Source organism: Lamprobacter sp., assembly GCF_034860625.1.
Taxonomy (GTDB): domain Bacteria; phylum Pseudomonadota; class Gammaproteobacteria; order Chromatiales; family Chromatiaceae; genus Lamprobacter.
In genome coordinates this window covers 39,922-60,360 of sequence record NZ_JAYESN010000021.1, presented here as the reverse complement: position 1 = coordinate 60,360, position 20,439 = coordinate 39,922, and the positions used below count along the sequence as shown (strand labels likewise).

The following is a 20,439-nucleotide window of genomic DNA, read 5'->3' as shown; positions in this document are numbered from 1 at the left end:
GCCGAGCAGGATGCCTATGAGGATCTGCTCGAGCACTGGCAGGACAGGAGCAGCCAATGAAAGTCAGATCGCAGCCAACACAGGAGCGACAAGCCGAGTCGGGGCGCGCGATCCGTCAGGCCATCCGTCAGGCCATCCTTCAGGCCTTTCGCCAGGACCACCACTGATGATCGAGCTGGTCACCCGCCCCCATCGATCGAACCTGATTCGCTTCGGTGCCGAACAGCCGGAGCTACTGGTGCTCGGCGCCGACCTCACCGCCTCCTGCGAGGCCGATGGCTTCCGCGATCAGTACCCGGAGCGGTTCTTCTCGTTCGGCATGGCCGAGCAGAACATGATGGGCTTCGCCGCCGGGCTCGCGCGCGAAGGCTTCTTCCCGTATATCCACACCTTCTCGGTCTTCATCACCCGCCGACCCTACGATCAGCTGGCGATGAGCATCGCCTATCCGAACCTGCCGGTGCGCATGATCGGCTTCCTGCCCGGCATCACCACCCCTGGCGGCGTCACCCATCAGGCTATCGACGACATCGCCCTCCTGCGCGCGATCCCGAACATGACGATCCTCGAGGTTGGCGACGCCACCGAGGTCGAATCCGTGCTCGCGGTCGCGCAGGCCATCGACGGCCCGGTCTATGTGCGCCAGCTCCGCGGCGAGGTGCCCCGGCTGTTCCCGGCCGACCAGCCGCTGCGCCTTGGCCGGGCGCGGCTGCTGGGGCAAGGCTCCGATCTCGCCATCATCAGCGCCGGCATCTGTACCGAAGAGGCCATCGGCGCCGTCGCCGCGCTGCGCAACCAAGGCGTCTCGGTCAGCCATCTGCACGTCTCGACCCTGAAGCCGTTCGCCGACCCGCAACTGCTCGAACAGGTCGCCAAGGCGCGTTACGGCGCAATCTCGATCGAAAACCACAGCATCATCGGTGGACTCGGCAGCGCGCTCGCCGAGCAGCTCGCCGAGCAAGGCATCGGCAAGCGGCTGATCCGGCTTGGCCTACGCGACACCTATGCCCACGGCGCCAGCAAGCCCTATCTCATGCGCGAATACGGGCTCGATGCAGCGGCGCTGATCCAGGCCGCCGAGACCTTGATTGGCGAATCGCTGCAGATCGATGACGCCGCGTTGGCCAAGATCACCGCCGACATTCGCGCCGAGGCCCTCGCCAAGGTCGACAAAACCGAGGATCTCTAGTTGACCCGTACGCAAGTCGACCCGTAAGCGTTACTTTACTCCTTTGGCGTGGACCTTCTCAATCCCTTCGAGTTTGGCGCTACAGCAAGAACCAGCAGCGGCAAAAGCAGGTGCTGAATCAACACCAGCCTCCCAAAAGCCCCGATGACACCCGGTTCAACACTCTCGCTCAGCGGCGAGCGCTTCACCGCGGTCTATCGCCTTAGCGGCACAGCGGCGGAGGTCGAGGCGCGCGCCCGTGCGATCTGCCTTGAGCAGACGGTCGAGTTTCCGGAAGCACTGATTCCGAATCAGGCCATTCGCACGCAGATCGTCGGCACGATTGCTGAGATTGAGCCCTGCTCCAGCAATCGCTCAGGCACGAACTCCAGCACAGGCCAAACCACTAGCTCCAGTCCGGACTCCAGCACGAGCCACGGCACTGACTCCATGTCCAGCGCTAGCGGGAGTAGCGACAGCGCCGATCCCGACTCGAGCGATGAGAGCCCTTGCAGCTTCGAGGTCAGCATCCGCTACCCGATCGAGACCGCTGGGCGTGAGTTCACCCAACTGCTCAATGTCCTGTTTGGCAACGTCGCATTGCAGCCCGGGGTACGACTGCAGCGCATCGAGCTGCCGCCCGCGCTGTTGCAACACTACCAGGGACCGCGCTTCGGTATCGCCGGGCTGCGCCAACAGCTAGGCATCACCGATCGGCCACTGCTCTGCACCGCGCTGAAGCCAATGGGGCTCAGCCCAACCGAACTGGCCGAGATGGCCTATCGCCTCGCCCTGGGCGGCATCGATCTGATCAAAGACGACCACGGCCTGAGCGATCAGACCTTCTGCCCCTTCGACGAGCGGGTCAGCCGCTGTGCCGAGGCCATCGCGCGTGCTAATCAGCAGACGGGTCGCACCAGCCTCTATCTGCCCAACATCACCGCGCCCGCTGATGAGCTCAACGCCCGTGCCGAGCGGGCTCGCGAGCGTGGCGCCGGTGGCCTGCTGCTCTGCCCCGGCCTGACCGGGCTCGACAGCCTGCGACGGCTCGCCGCGGATGACCAGATTGCGCTACCGATACTCAGTCATCCGGCATTGCTCGGCGGCCTCAGCCTGGGGCCAAGCCAGGGCCTGGCGCACGGGCTGCTGTTCGGCACCCTCACCCGCCTCGCCGGTGCCGACGCCACCATCTTCCCGAGCTTTGGCGGTCGCTTCGCGTTCACCGCGGCCGAGTGTCAGGCGATTGCGGCCGCCGCCAAGGCGCCGCTGGCTGGACTCGCCCCGATCTGGCCGGTGCCCGCCGGCGGCATGCGCCTTGAACAGGTGCCTGAACTGGTGACCTTTTATGGACGCGACAGCATGCTACTGATCGGTGGTGATCTGCATGCGGGCGAGGAGCTCACCGCTCGCTGCCAGGCCTTTCTGCGGCTCGTCAGGAAAGCCCCTGAGCAAACGCCAAAGGATTGATGAACATCAATGACAGGCGATCTCTAGCTCAAAGACGGCCTTCTCAGCCATTGATGATTCACAATTTTCTAATAAACTAACGCGCATCCCGTCATCGATGAGATCTGCGCTCTGCCCCACACCTCGGTCGTTGGCTCAGCGCGCGCCAAGAGCAAGTCACCGGCCTCCTGCCCCTTGCCAAGCAGTCCAGGATGACTCGTTACAACAAGCATTTATAACAAGACGGGATGGTCTACAGAGGGATTGCATCCCGCACCTCTGGGATACCTCCACTTAGCAAGGTCTGCCTATGAAACCTTTGATCCTCTCCGCGTCGGCTGTCACCCTGAGCCTAGCCTCCATGACGGCTGCAGCCTGGTGGGCAACGCCCTACCATGCGCCTTACTGGGGCCCCTACGCTGGCCTTCACGCCTACGGTGCGCCTTATGCCTATGGCATCGCACCCCCCTCACCGCAACAGCTCCAAGCGATGGCCAAACAGCATCGCGAAGCAGCGATGGCGCGGATGGAAGCTCGGCGCCAAGCGATGGAGTCGACCCTCGACACCCGTCGCCCACCGATGCCGGAGGCGCCTGCCTTCGTCAACGAGTTGAACCTGCCCGAGCTGCCGGCTATTGGCGAACGTCCGGCAATCCCCGAGAGGCCTGCGTTCGGCGAGCGCCCACCCATGCCGAAGATGCCGGCGTTCGGTGAACGTCCTGAAATCCCCGAGAGGCCCGCGTTCGGCAAGCGTCCTTCAATGCCTGAGCGTCCTGCCATGCCAGGCTACGATGAACTGCCGGCGATGCCAGAACTGCCGCTCAGTGCCACAGAGCGCCAGGCTGAGATCGACGCCTATCGCGCAGCACTCAAGCAACAGGCCGAGGAACGCCGCGCCGCCATGCAGGCCGTCACCGAGCAACGTCGCTCCGTCACCGAGCAACGGCGGCAAGACTGGCGCTGCGCCCGTCAGCTGCAGCAGCCGATACCTTACAGTGATGCCGCGCGCGATTGCGTCCCGACCAGCGACAAGACAAAGGCCGACAGCAGCACTGAATCCAACGACCAAACCGCTGATTCGACGCGGGCATCCAACCCATCAAGCTGAGACGAGGAGCGGCGCAAGGCGCAAACTCGCGGCTCAAGGCTCAAGGCTCAAGGCTCAAGGCTCAAGGCTCAAGGCTCAAGGCTCAAGGCTCAAGGCTCAAGGGACATGGGCCAAGCTCAAGCCAGAGCCAGCCAGAAGCCACGGAGCGCCGCTGCTTCTCCGCAGTGCGCCGCCCATCATAAGCCCCCGCAAACCGGGGGCTTTTTGTTTGAACAGGCTTTGTCAACCTGGCCCCATCGACCCTAACCAAATAATCAGTATTTGCCAATTCACTAAGGCTCCGGTAGCTTTGAGCACTTTCGACCGCTCGCCGCCGCGTTGCACCCTCGCTCTCAGGAAACGCCATGCCCAATAAGCCCGATATCGACCCCCAGGAGACCCAAGAGTGGCTCGAGTCCCTGGACGCCGTGCTTGAAAACGAGGGGGTCGAGCGCGCGCATTACCTGCTTGAGCGCCTGATCGATAAGGCCCGCCGTTCTGGCGCCTATCTGCCGTTCAGCGCCAACACCGCCTACCTCAATACCATCCCGATGCAGAAGCAGGAGCGCTTCCCTGGCGATCGCGCTATGGAGCGGCGCATCCGCTCCTTCATCCGCTGGAACGCGATGGCGATGGTCGTACAGGCCAATCGCCTCTCCTCGGAGCTGGGTGGACACATCTCCTCGTTCGCCTCCAGCGCCACCCTCTATGATGTCGGCCTCAACCATTTCTTCCGCGCCCGCAGCAAGGATCACGGCGGTGATCTGGTGTTCATGCAGGGCCACTCAGCGCCCGGCATCTACGCCCGCGCCTTCCTCGAAGGCCGCATCAGCGAAGAGCAGCTCTACAACTTCCGCCAGGAGGTCGACGGCCCCGGCCTCTCGTCCTATCCGCATCCCTGGCTGATGCCGGGTTTCTGGCAGTTCCCGACCGTGTCGATGGGCCTGGGGCCGATCATGGCCATCTATCAGGCGCGCTTCATGCGCTACCTGACCGATCGCGGCGTGCTCAACACCGAAGGGCGCAAGGTCTGGGCCTTCCTCGGTGACGGCGAGATGGATGAGCCCGAATCGCTCGGTGCCATCTCGCTGGCGGCGCGCGAGCGGCTCGATAACCTGGTCTTCGTCGTCAACTGCAACCTGCAGCGCCTCGATGGCCCGGTGCGCGGCAACGGCAAGATCATCCAGGAGTTGGAGGCGGTGTTCCGCGGCGCTGGCTGGAACGTCATCAAGGTGATCTGGGGCAGCTATTGGGACCCGCTGCTGGCGCGCGACAATCAAGGCTGGCTGCTCAAGCGCATGGAAGAATGCGTCGACGGCGACTATCAGGCCTACAAGGCCAAGGGCGGCGCCTACACCCGCGAGCATTTCTTCGGCAAGTACCCCGAGCTCGCCGACATGGTTGCCAACATGACCGACGAGGACATCTGGCGCCTCAACCGCGGCGGCCATGATCCAGTCAAGGTCTTCAACGCCTACGCCGCGGCCATGAGCCATCAGGGCCAGCCCACGGTGATCCTGGCCAAGACCGTCAAAGGCTATGGCATGGGCGTTGCCGGCGAGGGCATGAACATCACCCATTCGCAGAAGAAGATGGGTGAAGCCAACCTCAAAGCCTTCCGCGACCGCTTCAATATTCCGATCTCGGATGAGCAAATCGGCGCCGCGCCCTTCTACAAGCCGGCGCCCGACAGCCCGGAGCTGAAGTATCTGCATGAGCGTCGCGAGGCCCTCGGCGGCCCGCTACCAGCGCGTGTCGACGATGCGCCAGCGCTCGAGGTGCCAGGGCTTGATGTCTTCAAGCAACTCCTTGAATCCAGCGGCGAGCGCGAGATGTCGACCACCATGGCCATGGTGCGCTTGATGACCATGATCATCCGCGACAAGGCCATCGGCAAGCTGGTGGTGCCGATCGTCCCCGATGAGGCGCGCACCTTCGGCATGGAGGGCATGTTCCGCCAGCTCGGCATCTACTCGCACATCGGCCAGCTCTACGAGCCGGTCGACTCCGACCAAGTGATGTACTACCGCGAGGAGAAAAACGGCCAGATCCTGCAGGAAGGCATCAACGAGGCCGGCGCCCTGTCGTCCTGGATCGCCGCCGCCACCGCCTATGCCAACCATGGCCAGGCGATGATCCCCTTCTACATCTACTACTCGATGTTCGGCTTCCAGCGTGTCGGCGACCTGATCTGGGCTGCTGGTGACATGCAGGCGCGCGGCTTCCTGCTCGGCGGTACTGCTGGGCGTACTACCCTGGCTGGCGAGGGTCTGCAGCATCAGGACGGCCACAGCCATCTGGCGGCGGCGACCATCCCCAACTGCGTCAGCTACGACCCAGCCTTTGCCTACGAGCTGGCGGTGATCGTGCAGGATGGCCTGCGCCGGATGTATGCCGAGAAGCAGAACTGCTTCTACTACATCACAGTGATGAACGAGAACTACCCACAGCCAGCGATGCCCGAAGGCGTTGAGGACAGCATTCGGCGAGGCATCTACCGATTGCCATCGGCTAGAGAGACGGATGAGACGCAGACAGCGACGACGGGCGATTCGGCTCATACAACAGAGCGCGAGGCGAGCGCCAAGGCCGGGTCAGTGCGCGTGCAACTGCTCGGCAGCGGTACCATCCTGCGCGAGGTCCAGGCCGCTGCCCAACTCTTGGCGAAAGACTTTGAGGTCATCGCCGATGTCTGGAGTGTGACCAGCTTCAACGAGCTGCGCCGCGATGGCATCGATTGCGAACGTTGGAATCTGCTGCATCCAGACGAGATGCCGCGCACTGCCTATGTGACCGAACAGCTCGCCGATAGCGAAGGACCCATCGTCGCCGCCACCGACTATATGCGCGCCTATGCCGATCAGATTCGTCCCTATCTGCCGCGTCGCTACAGCGTGCTCGGCACCGATGGTTTCGGCCGCAGCGACATGCGCAGCCAACTGCGCAAGTTCTTCGAGGTCAATCGCTGGTACATCGTCGTCGCCGCGCTCAAGGCGCTGGCCGATGAGGAGCGCATCCCCGTCGCGCGCGTGCGCGAGGCGATCGAGAAATATCGCATCGATCCCGACAAGCCAAACCCGGTGACCCAATGACGCTCAAGGATTACGCACTGGTCTCGCTCAAGGGCTTGGCGATGGGCGCCGCCGATGTGGTTCCCGGCATTTCTGGAGGCACGATCGCGTTCATTACCGGCATTTATGAGGAACTGCTCGATAGCCTGAAGTCGATCAACCCCAACACGGCGCGACGACTCTTTAGCGAAGGCCCGCTTGCCTTTTGGCAAGCCATCAATGGTCCTTTTTTGCTCGCGCTGCTCCTTGGCATCGGCATCAGCATCTTTTCACTTGCGCGAGTCTTCACATTTTTACTTGAGCATCACGCAGTCTTACTCTGGGCATTCTTCTTTGGGCTGATTTTGGCTTCAGCGATCTATGTTGCACGACAGTTGTCCTCCTGGAGCATCGCCAACGCGGCAATGGGTATCGCTGGTGCAGTCTTCGCCTTCTGGATCACACTCGCCACCCCCGCGGAAACAACGCATGCGCTGTGGTTTGTCTTTCTCTCTGGCTCGATCGCGATTTGCGCAATGATTTTACCCGGCATCTCGGGTAGCTTTATTTTGCTCCTACTGGGCCAGTATGGTTTTATCATGGGCGCCATCAGTGATTTGAATCTTGTCGTTATCATGGTGTTCGGCACGGGAGCAGTAATGGGACTCCTCTCCTTTTCTCACCTGCTGTCATGGCTGCTTCACCGATACCCTGATTTGACCATCGCGCTACTGACTGGGTTTATGATCGGCGCGCTCAATAAGGTCTGGCCTTGGAAGCAAGTTGTCGAGACCTATCTCGATCGCCATGGTGAGGTCAAACCGCTCGTCGAAGTGAATGTGCTGCCTGGGCAATTTATCGGCGACCCTCAGTTACTCTGGGTCATTGTGCTAGCGAGCCTCGGCTTTGCGCTCATCTTCGTGATCGAAGGCCTATCAAAACTGCTCAAGGGCAACAAAGACGTGCTTGCTTCTCGCATTTAGCATTTAAGGGATGAACGCCAACCGCATCACGGGAGCGGGCGCATACCCGATGACCCTCATTCACCGCATCATTATTTAGGAGCAGACAACGGCGTGGCAACGATAGAAGATGTTCTGCTTCCCGATATCGGAGATTTCACCGATGTCGAGATTATCGAGATCCTCATCGCTCCCGGCGATCGCATCGAACCGGAACAGTCGCTGCTGACGCTGGAGAGCGACAAGGCGACCATGGAAATCCCCTCACCGCTGGCTGGCCAGGTCACGGAGATCAACGTCAAGGTAGGCGAACGGGTCGGTCTAGGGCATCTGCTGCTGCGGGTGGATACCAGTACAGGCTCGGATGCAGGTGCGGCAGCCGCGGCAGCTGCCAGCGCATCCGCAGCCGCCTCTGCCGAGTCGATCGAGGTAAGACTACCGGATATCGGCGATTTCGCTGACATCCCGGTGGTCGAGGTGCTGGTCGCTGTCGGCGACCAGATCGAGGTCGACCAATCCATCGTCACGCTCGAAAGCGAGAAGGCGACCATGGAGATCCCCTCGCCGGCTGCCGGGACCGTCGAAGCGGTCCATACCAAGGCGGGCGATAAGGTCAATCAAGGGGATCGGCTGCTGACGCTGAAGCCTGGTGCGACTCAGGCCAGCACCCAGGCCAGCACCACCGATGCGCCCCCGGCCAAAGAGGCGGAGACCGCGCAGGCGCCCGCAGCAACTGCCGAGCCTGAAGGCCCGCCAGCTCAACCCGCGGCGACCGCCAACCCTGAGCGCACCCAGGACACCGCTGCCGCAACACCGGCAAGCCGCGCTCCTGGTGAAGCCGAGCGTCGCAAAGCCCCGATCCTGCCCCGCCCCGCGGACATGCAGGCCATCGCCAGCGGACGCACCCCGCACGCCAGCCCGGCCGTGCGCCGCTTCGCGCGCGAGCTCGGCGTCGATCTGGCACAGGTCAAGGGCAGCGGGCGCAAGGGGCGCATCCTCAAGGACGACGTTCAGGCCTACGTCAAAAAGATGCTCTCAGCCGGAGGCCCTCCTGCTGCCCCCGGCGGCATGCCATTCCAGCTCCCGGCCGCACCCGAGGTCGATTTCAGCAAATTCGGCGAGACCGAGACCCAGCCGCTGTCGCGCATCAAGAAGCTCAGCGGCACCCATCTGCACCGCGCCTGGCTCTCGGTGCCGCATGTCACCCAGTTCGACGAGGCCGACATCACCGAGCTCGAGGCCTTCCGCAAGGGCCAGAAGCAGGCCGCCGAGCAGGCCGGCGTCAAGCTCACCTTCATGCCCTTCCTGATGAAGGCCGTCGCCGGCGCGCTAGCGCAGATGCCAACGCTCAAGGCCTCGCTCTCGTCCGATGGCGAGAACCTAGTCCTCAAGCACTACACCCACATCGGCGTCGCCGTCGACACACCGAATGGCTTGGTAGTGCCAGTCATCCGCGATGTCGACAAGAAAGGCCTGTTCGAGATCGCCCGCGAGTTGATGGCGCTCAGCGCCAAGGCGCGCGACGGCAAGCTGCTACCCGGCGACATGCAAGGCGGCGTGTTCAGCATCTCCAGCCTCGGCGGCATCGGCGGTACCGCCTTCACGCCGATCGTCAACGCGCCGGAGGTCGCCATCCTCGGCGTCTCGCGCACCGCGATGAAACCGGTCTGGAATGGTCACAGCAACAGCTTCGAGCCGCGGCTGATGCTGCCACTGTCGCTGTCCTACGACCATCGGGTTGTTGATGGCGCCGATGGCGTGCGCTTCACGACCTTGCTGGCTGGGCTACTGAGTGATATCCGGCGCTTACTGTTGTAATGGATGGGGTGAACGCCTCTTCGCCGGGAAGCTTTACGCTGCATGCCGACGCAATTGCTGCAGATTGGCTCGGGCATAGCAACTGATGAACGCACTGAACACCTTGTACGATCTGGACTATTCCGCCTGGGTGGCTAAGACCGCTGAGCTGCTCCGCCAGGGGCGCTTCTCCGAGCTCGACCTGGACCACCTGGTGGAGGAGCTGGACGACATGGGCAAGAGTCAGCGGCATGAACTCGTGAGCCGCCTGCGAATCCTCATCGCCCATCTGCTGAAATGGCAGTATCAGTATCGGCAGCTCTCCGAACGCTGGGCGGAATACGAGGGCAAGAGCTGGCGCAACACACTCATTGAGCAACGGCTTGCGCTGCGCTACCTGCTAGAAGAGTATCCGGGGCTCAAGGGGAAAATCGGCGAGACCATCACCAAGGCCTACCCGCAAGCCATCGAGCTTGCCGCACGCGAGTCAGAACTGCCAGCCAAGACCTTCCCGGTCACCTGCCCTTATACTCAAGCACAGATCCTCGATCCTGACTTCTATCCTGATGTCGACTAGGGTGGCCCCTTTCAGGTGCCTCTATCGGTGAAACCCATCATGATGAGTACCAACGAAGCCGTGATCCACGAAAATGGCGCCATCGAGCTTGCCGAGCCGATTAAGCTCGAGGGTAAGCATCGGGCGCTGGTCACGATCCTTGACGAGCCGCCGACTGAACGCAGTGAAACGCTGCTCCTTTCGGAAGAATCGCTCGGAAGGGATTGGTTACGACCCGAGGAAGACGAAGCCTGGGCCGACCCGAAGTGATCACAACCAACAAACACCTGAACGAGAGACTTCATGAGCGACACCGCTCCGAATAAAGACATCAGCGCCCAAGTCGTCGTCCTCGGTGGCGGACCTGGGGGCTATACCGCCGCCTTTCGCGCCGCCGACCTCGGCCTGCGCACGGTGCTGATCGAACGCTACCCCAGCCTCGGCGGCGTCTGCCTCAACGTCGGCTGCATCCCCTCCAAGGCCCTGCTGCACACCGCGCAGATCATCGAAGAGGCCAAGACCATGGGGGCGATGGGCGTCACCTTCGCCCCGCCCGAGATCGATCTCGACAAGATGCGCGCCGGCAAGAACAAGGTGGTGAAGAAGCTCACCACCGGCCTCGCCGGCATGGCCAAGCAGCGCCAGGTCGAGGTGGTGCAAGGCACCGGGCGCTTCGAGACCCCAAACCGCATCAGCGTCGACAGCCGCGACGGCAAGATCGCGGTCAGCTTCGATCAGTGCATCATCGCCGTCGGCTCCACCCCGATCCGCATCCCTGGCTTCCCACACGATGACCCCCGCGTGATGGACTCCACCGATGCACTCGAGATCGACGGCATCCCGGAGCGCATGCTGGTGGTCGGCGGGGGCATCATCGGCCTCGAGATGGCCAGCGTCTATACCGCGCTCGGCGCCAAGATCGACGTTGTCGAGATGAAAGACCAGCTCATGCCCGGCGCTGACAAGGATCTGGTGCGCGCGCTGCAAAAGGTGGTCAAGAAGCGCTATCAGAACATCTGGCTCGAGACCAAGGTCGCGACCATGCAAGCCAGCTCCAAAGGCATTGAAGTGGTCTTCGAGGGCAAGCACCCCGGCGAGGCCAGCTACGACAAGGTGCTGGTCGCCATCGGCCGCCGCCCCAACGGCAAGCTCATCAATGCCGAGGCCGCCGGCGTCAAGGTCGACGAACACGGCTTCATCAAGACCGACCAGCACATGCGCACCAATATCCCGACCATCTTCGCCATCGGCGACGTCGTCGGCGGCCCGATGCTTGCCCACAAGGCCACCCACGAGGGCAAGGTCGCCGCCGAGGTCATCGCCGGCGAGCCCGCGCTCTTCGACCCCATGACCATCCCCTCGGTCGCCTACACCGACCCCGAAGTCGCCTGGATGGGCCTCACCGAGACCGAGGCCAAGGCGCAAGGCATCGAGGTCGAAAAGGGCGTCTTCCCCTGGGCCGCCAGCGGCCGCGCGCTCGGCATCCACCGCGACGAAGGGCTGACCAAACTCCTCTTCGACCCCGAGACCAAGCGCATCCTCGGCGCCGGCATCGTCGGCCCCAACGCCGGAGAACTGATCGGCGAAACTGTGCTCGCGCTCGAGATGGGCGCCGACATGGAAGACATCGGTATGACCATTCACCCGCATCCCACCCTCAACGAGACCATCGGCCTCGCCGCCGAGATGGCGCATGGCAGCATCACCGATCTGATGCCACCGAAGCGGCGCTGAGGGTCCAGCAACGACTTCGCCTTGACTGCCGTACAGGATGGGTGACAATCATATAGAATTTAGCGCCAGCACGAACGCAGGCATTTCACGCGAGGAAAGCCTTTGCAACTCTTTGGGCACCATATCTCGAGACGGACGCTTCTCTTAGCGGCGTTAGAGATTATTCTGATCCTCTGCTGCCTTCAGTTGGCGTTAATGGTCGTCACCAACGAGCCCGGCCAGCAAGCCTCGCGACTGGTGCAGAATCTTCTGCTTACCGGTCTAATCGTGCTCATCATGGAGACCATGGGCCTCTACGATCGCGAGGTCCACGCCCGGCTCGGCATCCGTGGGATCGACGATATGCTGCGCCTTGGCGCCTCCCTGCTGCTCGCGCTGCTCATCGTCGTCTTACTAAGTCCTTGGCTCACAGAGCATTTACCCAGCACCAAAGCCATCCTCATTGGCAGTGGGCTGGCCTTTTTCGTGGTAGCGGCTGAACGCTTTGCGTACCGAAGAGTCACCGATAAAGAAGCCTTCGCACATCGCATCCTGGTGCTCGGAGCCGGCAGCCGAGCGATGGCATTAGAAACCAGCAACGCCGAAGCCCATCGTCCCTATAAGGTGGTCTCGTTCGTCGCGATTGAAGACATGGAAGCGATCGATGTGCCAGAGTCGAAGGTGATCCAGCTCGAGCCTAACCAGAGCCTGCTCATGCTTGCGCGTAGCTTGCACATCGAGGAGATCGTCGTCGCGATTCGTAACCGTCGCGGCGTTCTGCCGATCCGCCAACTGCTGGAATGCAAGCTGCAGGGCATCACCGTCACCGACATCTCAACCTTCTTCGAGCGCGAACATCAGCGGCTCGAGCTCGGCTCGATGAATACCAGTTGGCTCGTCTTCGGCAGCGGCTTCCGCCAGAGTTGGTTCGGCAACCTGGTCAAGCGCACCTTTGATCTCCTGCTTAGCCTGACGCTGCTGTTACTGACCTGGCCGATCATGCTGATCACCGCCATCGCCATCCGGCTCGATAGCCCCGGCCCCATCTTCTATTGGCAGACCCGTGTCGGGCGCGGCAACAAGCCTTTTGAGATCTGCAAGTTCCGCAGCATGACGCAAGACGCCGAGCGCGATGGAAAACCACAATGGGCCGCAAGCAACGACCAGCGCATCACCCGCGTCGGGCGCATCATCCGCAAACTACGGATCGACGAGTTGCCGCAAATGATCAACGTCTTCTATGGCGAGATGTCGTTCATTGGGCCGCGCCCAGAGCGCCCGCTCTTCGTTGAGCAACTCAGTCAACAGATTCCCTACTTTCTCGCGCGGCACAGCCTCCGCCCCGGCATCAGCGGCTGGGCGCAGGTCCGCTATCCCTACGGCGCCTCGGTCGAAGACGCCCGACAAAAGCTCCAGTACGACCTCTACTACGTCAAGAATCACACCCTGTTTCTCGACATCCTGATCCTCCTGGAGACGGTCAAGGTCGTCATCTTCGGCCGCGGCGCTCGCTAGTCGGAGAGCGCAGCGCTGGCGATGCCTTTAACCGCGATCACCTACCTCGGATCGGCACTCGCCTACCTCCTCCTCGCCACCCTCGTTCTCGTGCGCTGGCGCCATCGCCCCAGCAGTTCCTGGATGCTGACGGCGAGTCTCCTCACGGTCGCCTGGGCGCTGTACCTGGCGTTCCTGTCGTGGCAGTTCGATAGCAATGCGGCCATGACCGGCGGCCTCTTCGAGGTCGGCCGCAATGCGGGCTGGTTCGCGCTGATACTCTCGATCCTCGCCACGGCCAACGGCGGCGATGAGGCCAAAGACCGTTCAGGGTCTTCGACCAGCCCCCAGGCATTGCGCGTTTGGATCGCTGCAACGACGGGATTTTTGTTACTCACCCTCCTCGTCTTCGTGCTCCCAGCCTCGGTTCAGGGCGTCCAGCTCTGGCGCAGCCTGACCATCTTATCGATGGCCGTGGCGGGCCTGGTGTTGGTCGAGCAACTGTATCGGAACACCCCGCCACAACGGCGTTGGCAGATCAAATTCCTCTGTCTTGGCCTCGGCGGCATCTTTGCCTTTGACCTGTTCCTCTATGCGGACCTGGTCCTGTTCCAAACCCTAGACAGCCCGACCTGGCAGGCGCGTGGCGTCGTCAGCGCCATGGTCACGCCGCTCCTTGGCCTCGCCTTCAGTCGCCGCCTACCCCGAAAACCAGGGGAAGCCTTCGTCTCTCGCAGCCTGCTCTTCCATACCACCGCCCTGATGGGCAGCGGGCTCTATCTGCTGGCGATCGGCATTGCCGCCTATTTTCTGCGCCAGATTGAAGGCGATCTCGGCACCCTATTGCAAATCGGCTTCTTGTTCGGCGCCATCTTGCTGCTCTCGCTGGTACTCTTCTCCGGCAGTGTGCGCGCGCGCTTGCGACTCTTTCTGTCCAAGCATTTCTTCCGCTACAAATACGACTATCGTCAGGAATGGCTGCGCCTCACCGGCATGCTCTCGGCCGAAGACCAACCCATGCCCTTCCACGAGCGCTGCATCGGTGCCATCAGCGATTTGATCGAAAGCTCCGGTGGTCTGCTTTGGGTGCGCCACGACGATGGTCGATATCAGATCCAAGGCGCACTGAACCTGGGCACGCCAACCTATCCGCCGGAATCCCCCACCGGGCCGCTGATCCGTTTCCTCGACCGCACCCACTGGATCATCGAACTCGAGGAATACCGCCGGGAACCCGGTTTCTACAGCAACCTGATTTTGCCCGACTGGCTTCTGCAAGATCCCCGTCACTGGGCCGTGGTGCCGCTGCTCAAGGGCGACGACCTGGTCGGCTTCGTCGTCCTTGCCCAGCCACGCGCACCCCATCGCATCGATTGGGAGGAGCGCGATCTGCTCAAGACCGCGGCCCGCCAGCTTGCCGTCTATATCGCCCTAGTGCGCACCCAAGACGCCCTGCTCGAAGCCCGTCAGTTCGAGGCCTTCCATCGCCTCGCGGCCTATCTGGTGCATGACCTCAAGAACATCTCTGCCCAGCTCTCGCTGATCTGCTCCAATGCCGAGCGGCACCGTGATAACCCGGCCTTTATCAGCGATGCCTTCAAAACCGTCGCCAACGCCCGCGATCGACTCGAACGCACCCAAGCGCACCTGCGCACGGTCCAAACACAGGGCGAGAACGCGCTGCCGCAGCCGACTGTACTATCGAGCCTACTCAGCGAGGTGATCGCCGAAAGCCAGGATGAGCGCCCAGTGCCCAGTCTCGAGGTCCGACAACCAATCGAGATCACCGTCGACGACGAGAGCCTGAAAAACAGCGTTCAGCACCTCGTACGCAACGCACAGCAGGCGACCGCCGACAGCGGCTGGGTGCGACTGATACTTGATGCCGATGACGATTGGGTTCAGATTATCGTCGCGGACAATGGATCAGGCATGGACGAGGACTTCCTGCGCCGGCGCCTGTTTCGGCCTTTCCAGACCACCAAGGGCAACGCCGGCATGGGCATCGGCCTCTATGAGGCACGCGACCGCATCATCCGCATGGGCGGGCAGATCGATGTCGACAGCCAGGCCGGCATCGGGACCCAGTTCACCCTGCGACTGCCACGACGACCACTTCCACAGCAGGCAAGCAATCATGGTCACCACCGAGAAAAAACCGCTGAAACTCCTCATCGTTGAAGATGACAGCGGCCTGCAAAGCCAACTCCGCTGGTGTTTCGATGGCTATGACATCCTGCAGGCAACCGATCGCGCCAGCGCCATAAGCCAGGTTCGACGTCAAAAGCCCCAGCTGGTAACGCTTGATCTCGGCCTACCGCCGGACCCAGCCAACGCCACCGAAGGCTTAGCCCTGCTAGAAGAGATCCTCGCCATGGCACCGGACACCAAGATCATCGTCGTCACCGGCAACGACGATCGCGCTCATGCCTTACAGGCGATCAGTCTCGGCGCTTACGATTTCTACATCAAACCGGTCGATGCCGACACCCTGCGCCTCATCGTCGACCGCGCCGCGCACCTGTTCCAGATCGAGGCTGAGAATCGCAAGCTCGCGCGCCAGAATGCATCGCCGCTGCATGGGCTGATCACCGCTGATCCGGCCATGCTCAAGCTCTGCCGCATGATCGAGCGTGTCGCCCCTTCCGATGCCACCGTACTCTTGCTGGGCGAAAGCGGTACCGGCAAAGAGGTGCTCGCCAGGGCGCTACATGAACTCAGTCCGCGCCGCAAGGGGCCATTCGTCGCCATCAACTGCGCCGCGATCCCGGAAAACCTCCTCGAAAGCGAACTCTTCGGCTACGAGAAAGGCGCCTTCACCGGCGCCACCCGACAGACCATCGGCAAGATCGAGCACGCCAACAACGGCACCCTGTTCCTCGACGAAACCGGCGATCTGCCGATGAGCCTGCAGGCCAAGCTGCTACGCTTCCTGCAAGAGCGCGTGGTCGAGCGACTCGGCGGACGGGCGGAGATACCGGTCGACATCCGCATCGTCGGCGCGACCAACAAAGATCTCGAGCAGATGATCAAAGACGGGGATTTTCGCGAAGACCTGTTCTATCGCATCAGCGAGATCGCCATCAACATCCCACCCTTGCGCGAGCGGCAAGGCGACCGTAGCCTGATCGCCCACGCGCTGCTGGACCGCTTCCGCCAAGATCAGCGCAAAACCAACCGCCTCAGCTTTTCCACCGACGCCCTCCGGGCTATCGAGGCTTACGACTGGCCTGGCAATGTACGCGAGATGGAGAATCTGATCCGGCGTGCGGTCATCATGGCCGAAGGCAACCGGATCGAAGCGGATGATCTCGGGATTGGTATGCCCGAAGATGCTGCTGAAGAGACGGTCGGATTGCGCGAAATCCGCGATGCCGCCGAGCAAGAGGCGATCATCAAAGCCATGAGCCGCTGTAACAACAACATCGCCCAAGCCGCAGAGTTGCTCGGCATTACTCGACCAACCCTGTACAACCTGCTGGACAAATATGGCTTTCGACAGTCAACGCCTTGAGCCAGCCAGGATGCCCCCCATGGATCCATGCCCCCATGAGCGGCAAGCCTAAGCGGCCCTCACAGACTCAAGCAGTTTGAAGCTGGGGCTGGTCGAGAAAGCGCAAGCCCATTTCCAAGCTCTCACTCACAAACACGACGATGGCATTCCGGATGCCCTTATCAGGAACGATCACTCGCACCTCGGTGCCCAGGGCGGGCGCCAAGGCTTCGGGTTCCTGCACGGCCACCCGCGCACCGCCCAGCGAGATATCCACCAAACGACAAGGAAAGCTAAAGCCCTGCACCCAGATATCCGTAAGCAGATTGACCATCTTGCGCGGAAAACGGCGCCGATCCGAGGCGTGCGTGGGCTCATCGGAGAGATGTCGCAGGCTCCAGGTTCGGCTGGCCTCCCGGTGCATCTCGTTGGCCGACAACGCATAGATCCTGGCTTGAGCCTCGGCCTCGAGCGCAGGAGCGCCCAAACGCTCGATTACCTTCTCCACAAACAACGGCGAAATCCCTTCGTACTCCGCATGAGTGGCCAAATCCGAGCGCAACTGCTCATGGATCTTGCCAAGCACGTTGTAGCGTTGTTCCCAGTTCCCCGGCTCGAGTGCGGAAAACCAAAATTCGGCCAGTTCTTCGGCCAGCTGACTGTAATTAGCGTCTTGCATGGGATCGCGCACTCCAAATCGGTATCAAGGCGCTGCCGGTGGGCAGAATCGGATAATCTTGTCTTAAGCAATCTTCGCGCCAAACAACAATTCGCATTTTAAGACGTTGATTTGGAAAAACGATCAGAGATTGCGCGGCTCACCGCCTCCAGCGGCGTAGCCAATTCGTAAAAAAAACTGACGGCCCTCGAGATCCTCAAGGCCGCAGATTCTGCTGCTGCAGCAGCTCGCGCGCAAACTGGATCGGGATCGCATAGCTGATGCCGCTCGGACGCTCCAACGCACTCTCACGCCCCTCCTTGACGAACACCATATTGATCACCCCCAGCACCTGAGCGCTGTCGACCGCGTACAGAGGGCTGCCGCTGTTGCCTGGATAAGCGGTCGCATCCAGTTGCAGGATGGTGTACGGCTCACGCATGCGCTTGATCAGCGCCGGACTCAGCTGCTTGCCAGAGCGCGCCGGCATCACCACCGGCGCCACCGCCGCCACTGTCCCCCGATGAGTGGCCGGAAACAGCCCCAGCGCGGCGCCGATCGGAAAACCGGTAAAGGCGATATCCTCGCCCTCGCGAACCGAACCAGCACTGCCCAGCCGCAGCGCCGGCAGCGGCTCGCCCTCGATACGCAGCAGCGCCAGATCATGCGCCTCATCCTGCGCGATCAGCTTTGCTCCACGCGCCTGCGCCTGTGAGCCTCCAGCCGGAACGAACGCCGCCAAGAACTCCTTCCGCTCCCTGTTAAGCTTATCGGGAACCACATGAAAGTTAGTGATCACATGGCGCCCATCGGCCACCGCAAAGCCGGTGCCACGAATCTGCGCCCGCGGCTGCCGCGTTTCCTGGTAGGTGCCGATGCCGACCACCGAGGGCTTAACGCGCTCGATGGTGGTGGGGAGGTTGTTGGCCCAGGAACTGCGGCTTGAGAGCAACGTCAAACCCAGAAGACCTAGCAGTATCCAGCTTCTCCAGCCCGCGTTAGGAGCTTGGATCAGGGTGATGCTCATCTTATCGACTCCATCAGAAAAACCTAACTTTCGGCTACACTATGGCAGTGTCTGATGAGCCTGGCTAGCATGTGTCAGAAAACTTAACACAGTCCCGGACTAAGCATTTGCCACTAGCCAGCAGAAAGGCCAGCCTCATGATTTCTCGATCAAATCAAGAAATGGCGTAAATTTTGCTTTTAATCTGAGTACTGTCCCAGCTCATATTAAAGCCATCCTTCTTAGGAGCCGTGTTCATGAATCAAGACGACAAGACCCCCCCCGTTGAGCAAGAGCAGATGTTACAGCCAACGCAATCTCGGAACGCCAACCCAGATCATCAGGCGTCCCGCCGGCGGTTGCTGAAGGCCGCTGCCGTTGCCCCGGTAATCTATACATTGCCAAGTGGCAGTGCGCTTGCAGCAACTTCGACATCTTGCCTTGGCAATGAAGGAAATATTATTACAGGCGTCACAAAAGAAATGGAGGACGTTGAAAGCTGTGACAATGAAGGAAATTGTACAACCTTCTCTCAAGAAACCGGAAGATTAAAAGTTGGCGACCAGGTTTTCACTCCCACTGGCAACCCAAATGAATTCAACGATGGCGAGCAATACTATATCAAATATGATCAAGAAACTCTTGTCGCAGGATCCTGCTGGAATTCGATCAACCTGAGCTCAACAAAAAGCTTTAGCGATTTCTTGTAACCCAAGCACCTAAAGATACCGGCAACCTGGCATCAGAATCGGTCGCCACTGTGCGCTTAAATCTGCGTTATCATCCAATGGATGACGGCGGCATCCTATTCGACGAAGCCACCTGGAAAACCCATATCCTTACCGCCTCAGCCGCCCTCATTTACGAAACCCTGATCGAACAGAGCGGCGGGAACGCAGTGACGATGACCGACGCCAGGGATCTGTTGCGCGATGCGCTCGACTTCGATCCAGACAGCCCAGACAGCATTCAACTCCTCGCCATGCTGAAGACGCTCGGCGTGATTCGCGCATGAGCGCGCCGAGCCTGCGGCTGCGCGACTGCGATCCGCGCCAGATCCGCCAACGCTGCCGCGCCGGACAATTCCATATCGACTATGGCGCGGCCTTGGTGCGCGTGCGCAGCCCGCTCGATGTGTTCGCGCGAACCGTGCAGTGCACTTACGGCGCCTTTCGGCTGCCGCACTCGGCGCAGACCGAGTGTGCCGACTATCATGTCGAAGTCATCCGGCCACGCGGCCCGCGTGCCTTCATTCGCCCGCAATCGCAATTTCGCATCGACGGCATTCAGCCGTTCGACCCCTTTCCACTCACGAATGCATTGCCGCTGTTCGAATGGGGCGTGAATTGGTGCTTCGGCCAGCGGGCCAATCAATACATCCTGCTGCATGCCGGCGTCCTTGCAAAAGGTGAGCGCGCCATCATCATGGCCGCGCCTCCCGGCTCCGGCAAAAGCACCCTCGCCGCCGCCATGATGCTGCGCGGCTTTCGCCTGCTTTCCGATGAATTCGGCGTCTTGCGACCAGAGACTGGCGATCTCATCGCGATGCTCAAACCGGTCGCGCTCAAGAACCAATCCGTCGAGGTCATTCGCGCCTTTTCGGATGCAGCGGTGATCGGCCCGCTGTTCACCGGCACCCGCAAGGGCGATGTCGCCCATCTCGCCCCCAACGACGCCAGCGCCGATGCGATTCACCAACCGGCACGCCCGGCACTGGTGATCTTCCCCAGCTTCAAAGCCGACGCCGCGCTCGCCAGTCACCGCCTGCCGGGTAAGGACGCCTTCGCCCATCTCGCCTTCAACAGCTTCAATTATCATCTGCTCGGTGCGATCGGCTTCGAGGCCGTCGCCGATGTCATCGCCGCTTGTCCGGCCTATCAGGTGCGGTACAGTGATCTCGACGCGGCCATCAGCCACATCGATACGCTGCTTGATGCAGCCGACGCTGAGACAGCTGCCCGTGCAGAGGCAGCCGTCGATGCTGAAACAGCTGCCGATGTCGACTGACG

At 61.5% G+C, this 20,439-nt stretch carries 17 protein-coding genes; 15 read left to right on the top strand and 2 right to left on the bottom strand.

Annotation, left to right across the window (positions count from 1 at the left end):
- The first annotated feature begins 166 nt into the window (after positions 1–166).
- The 12 genes from VBE63_RS07895 (at position 167) to prsR (ending at position 16,787) form a co-directional block, all read left to right on the top strand.
- A complete protein-coding gene (locus tag VBE63_RS07895) occupies positions 167–1,189 on the top strand; it encodes a transketolase family protein (protein ID WP_323682471.1) in 1,023 nt (340 codons plus the stop codon).
- 144 nt (positions 1,190–1,333) lie between these two features.
- Positions 1,334–2,635, top strand: a complete 1,302-nt coding sequence (locus VBE63_RS07890) for a RuBisCO large subunit C-terminal-like domain-containing protein (protein ID WP_323682470.1) — start codon at positions 1,334–1,336, stop codon at positions 2,633–2,635.
- A gap of 340 nt (positions 2,636–2,975) precedes the next feature.
- Entirely contained in the window at positions 2,976–3,722 is a 747-nt protein-coding gene (locus VBE63_RS07885; protein WP_323682469.1) for a hypothetical protein, read from the top strand.
- Positions 3,723–4,066: 344 nt separating this feature from the next.
- Positions 4,067–6,793 (top strand): pyruvate dehydrogenase (acetyl-transferring), homodimeric type, encoded by a 2,727-nt coding sequence (aceE, locus tag VBE63_RS07880; RefSeq protein ID WP_323682468.1) that lies wholly within the window; start codon positions 4,067–4,069, stop codon positions 6,791–6,793.
- Entirely contained in the window at positions 6,790–7,734 is a 945-nt protein-coding gene (locus VBE63_RS07875; RefSeq protein WP_323682467.1) for a DUF368 domain-containing protein, read from the top strand. The genes aceE and VBE63_RS07875 overlap by 4 nt, the downstream gene beginning before the upstream one ends.
- 93 nt (positions 7,735–7,827) lie before the next feature.
- Positions 7,828–9,531: a dihydrolipoyllysine-residue acetyltransferase gene (gene aceF / locus VBE63_RS07870; protein ID WP_323682466.1), complete on the top strand. Its 1,704-nt coding sequence runs from the start codon at positions 7,828–7,830 to the stop codon at positions 9,529–9,531.
- An 85-nt stretch (positions 9,532–9,616) separates the two neighbouring features.
- Complete coding sequence (locus VBE63_RS07865; protein WP_323682465.1) at positions 9,617–10,087, top strand: DUF29 domain-containing protein; 471 nt, start codon at positions 9,617–9,619, stop codon at positions 10,085–10,087.
- 27 nt (positions 10,088–10,114) lie between these two features.
- The gene (locus VBE63_RS07860) at positions 10,115–10,336 is read left to right on the top strand and encodes a hypothetical protein (protein WP_323682464.1); all 222 of its coding nucleotides are present in this window, start codon (positions 10,115–10,117) and stop codon (positions 10,334–10,336) included.
- A gap of 33 nt (positions 10,337–10,369) precedes the next feature.
- On the top strand, positions 10,370–11,800 hold the full coding sequence (gene lpdA, locus VBE63_RS07855) for a dihydrolipoyl dehydrogenase (RefSeq protein ID WP_323682463.1): 1,431 nt from the start codon (positions 10,370–10,372) through the stop codon (positions 11,798–11,800).
- A gap of 102 nt (positions 11,801–11,902) precedes the next feature.
- Positions 11,903–13,294 (top strand): TIGR03013 family XrtA/PEP-CTERM system glycosyltransferase, encoded by a 1,392-nt coding sequence (locus VBE63_RS07850; protein WP_323682462.1) that lies wholly within the window; start codon positions 11,903–11,905, stop codon positions 13,292–13,294.
- Between the two features lie 21 nt (positions 13,295–13,315).
- Complete coding sequence (gene prsK, locus VBE63_RS07845; RefSeq protein ID WP_323682461.1) at positions 13,316–15,454, top strand: XrtA/PEP-CTERM system histidine kinase PrsK; 2,139 nt, start codon at positions 13,316–13,318, stop codon at positions 15,452–15,454.
- Positions 15,411–16,787 (top strand): PEP-CTERM-box response regulator transcription factor, encoded by a 1,377-nt coding sequence (prsR, locus tag VBE63_RS07840; protein ID WP_323682460.1) that lies wholly within the window; start codon positions 15,411–15,413, stop codon positions 16,785–16,787. Before prsK ends, prsR begins: the two co-directional genes overlap by 44 nt.
- 67 nt (positions 16,788–16,854) lie before the next feature.
- On the opposite strand, the gene VBE63_RS07835 is transcribed toward prsR, so the two are convergent.
- Both VBE63_RS07835 and VBE63_RS07830 read right to left on the bottom strand, forming a co-directional pair.
- Entirely contained in the window at positions 16,855–17,457 is a 603-nt protein-coding gene (locus tag VBE63_RS07835) for a PilZ domain-containing protein (protein ID WP_323682459.1), read from the bottom strand.
- Positions 17,458–17,641: 184 nt separating this feature from the next.
- Positions 17,642–18,451, bottom strand: coding sequence for a serine protease (locus VBE63_RS07830; RefSeq protein WP_323682458.1), 810 nt, complete (start codon positions 18,449–18,451; stop codon positions 17,642–17,644).
- A gap of 236 nt (positions 18,452–18,687) precedes the next feature.
- On the opposite strand from VBE63_RS07830, the gene VBE63_RS07825 reads away from it, so the two are divergent.
- Genes VBE63_RS07825 through VBE63_RS07815 form a run of 3 tightly spaced genes read left to right on the top strand, consistent with a single transcriptional unit; the run spans position 18,688 to position 20,437 of the window.
- Positions 18,688–19,140, top strand: a complete 453-nt coding sequence (locus VBE63_RS07825) for a hypothetical protein (protein WP_323682457.1) — start codon at positions 18,688–18,690, stop codon at positions 19,138–19,140.
- Positions 19,141–19,190: 50 nt separating this feature from the next.
- On the top strand, positions 19,191–19,445 hold the full coding sequence (locus tag VBE63_RS07820) for a hypothetical protein (protein ID WP_323682456.1): 255 nt from the start codon (positions 19,191–19,193) through the stop codon (positions 19,443–19,445).
- Positions 19,442–20,437 (top strand): HprK-related kinase A, encoded by a 996-nt coding sequence (locus tag VBE63_RS07815; RefSeq protein ID WP_323682455.1) that lies wholly within the window; start codon positions 19,442–19,444, stop codon positions 20,435–20,437. Before VBE63_RS07820 ends, VBE63_RS07815 begins: the two co-directional genes overlap by 4 nt.
- Positions 20,438–20,439 lie beyond the last annotated feature (2 nt).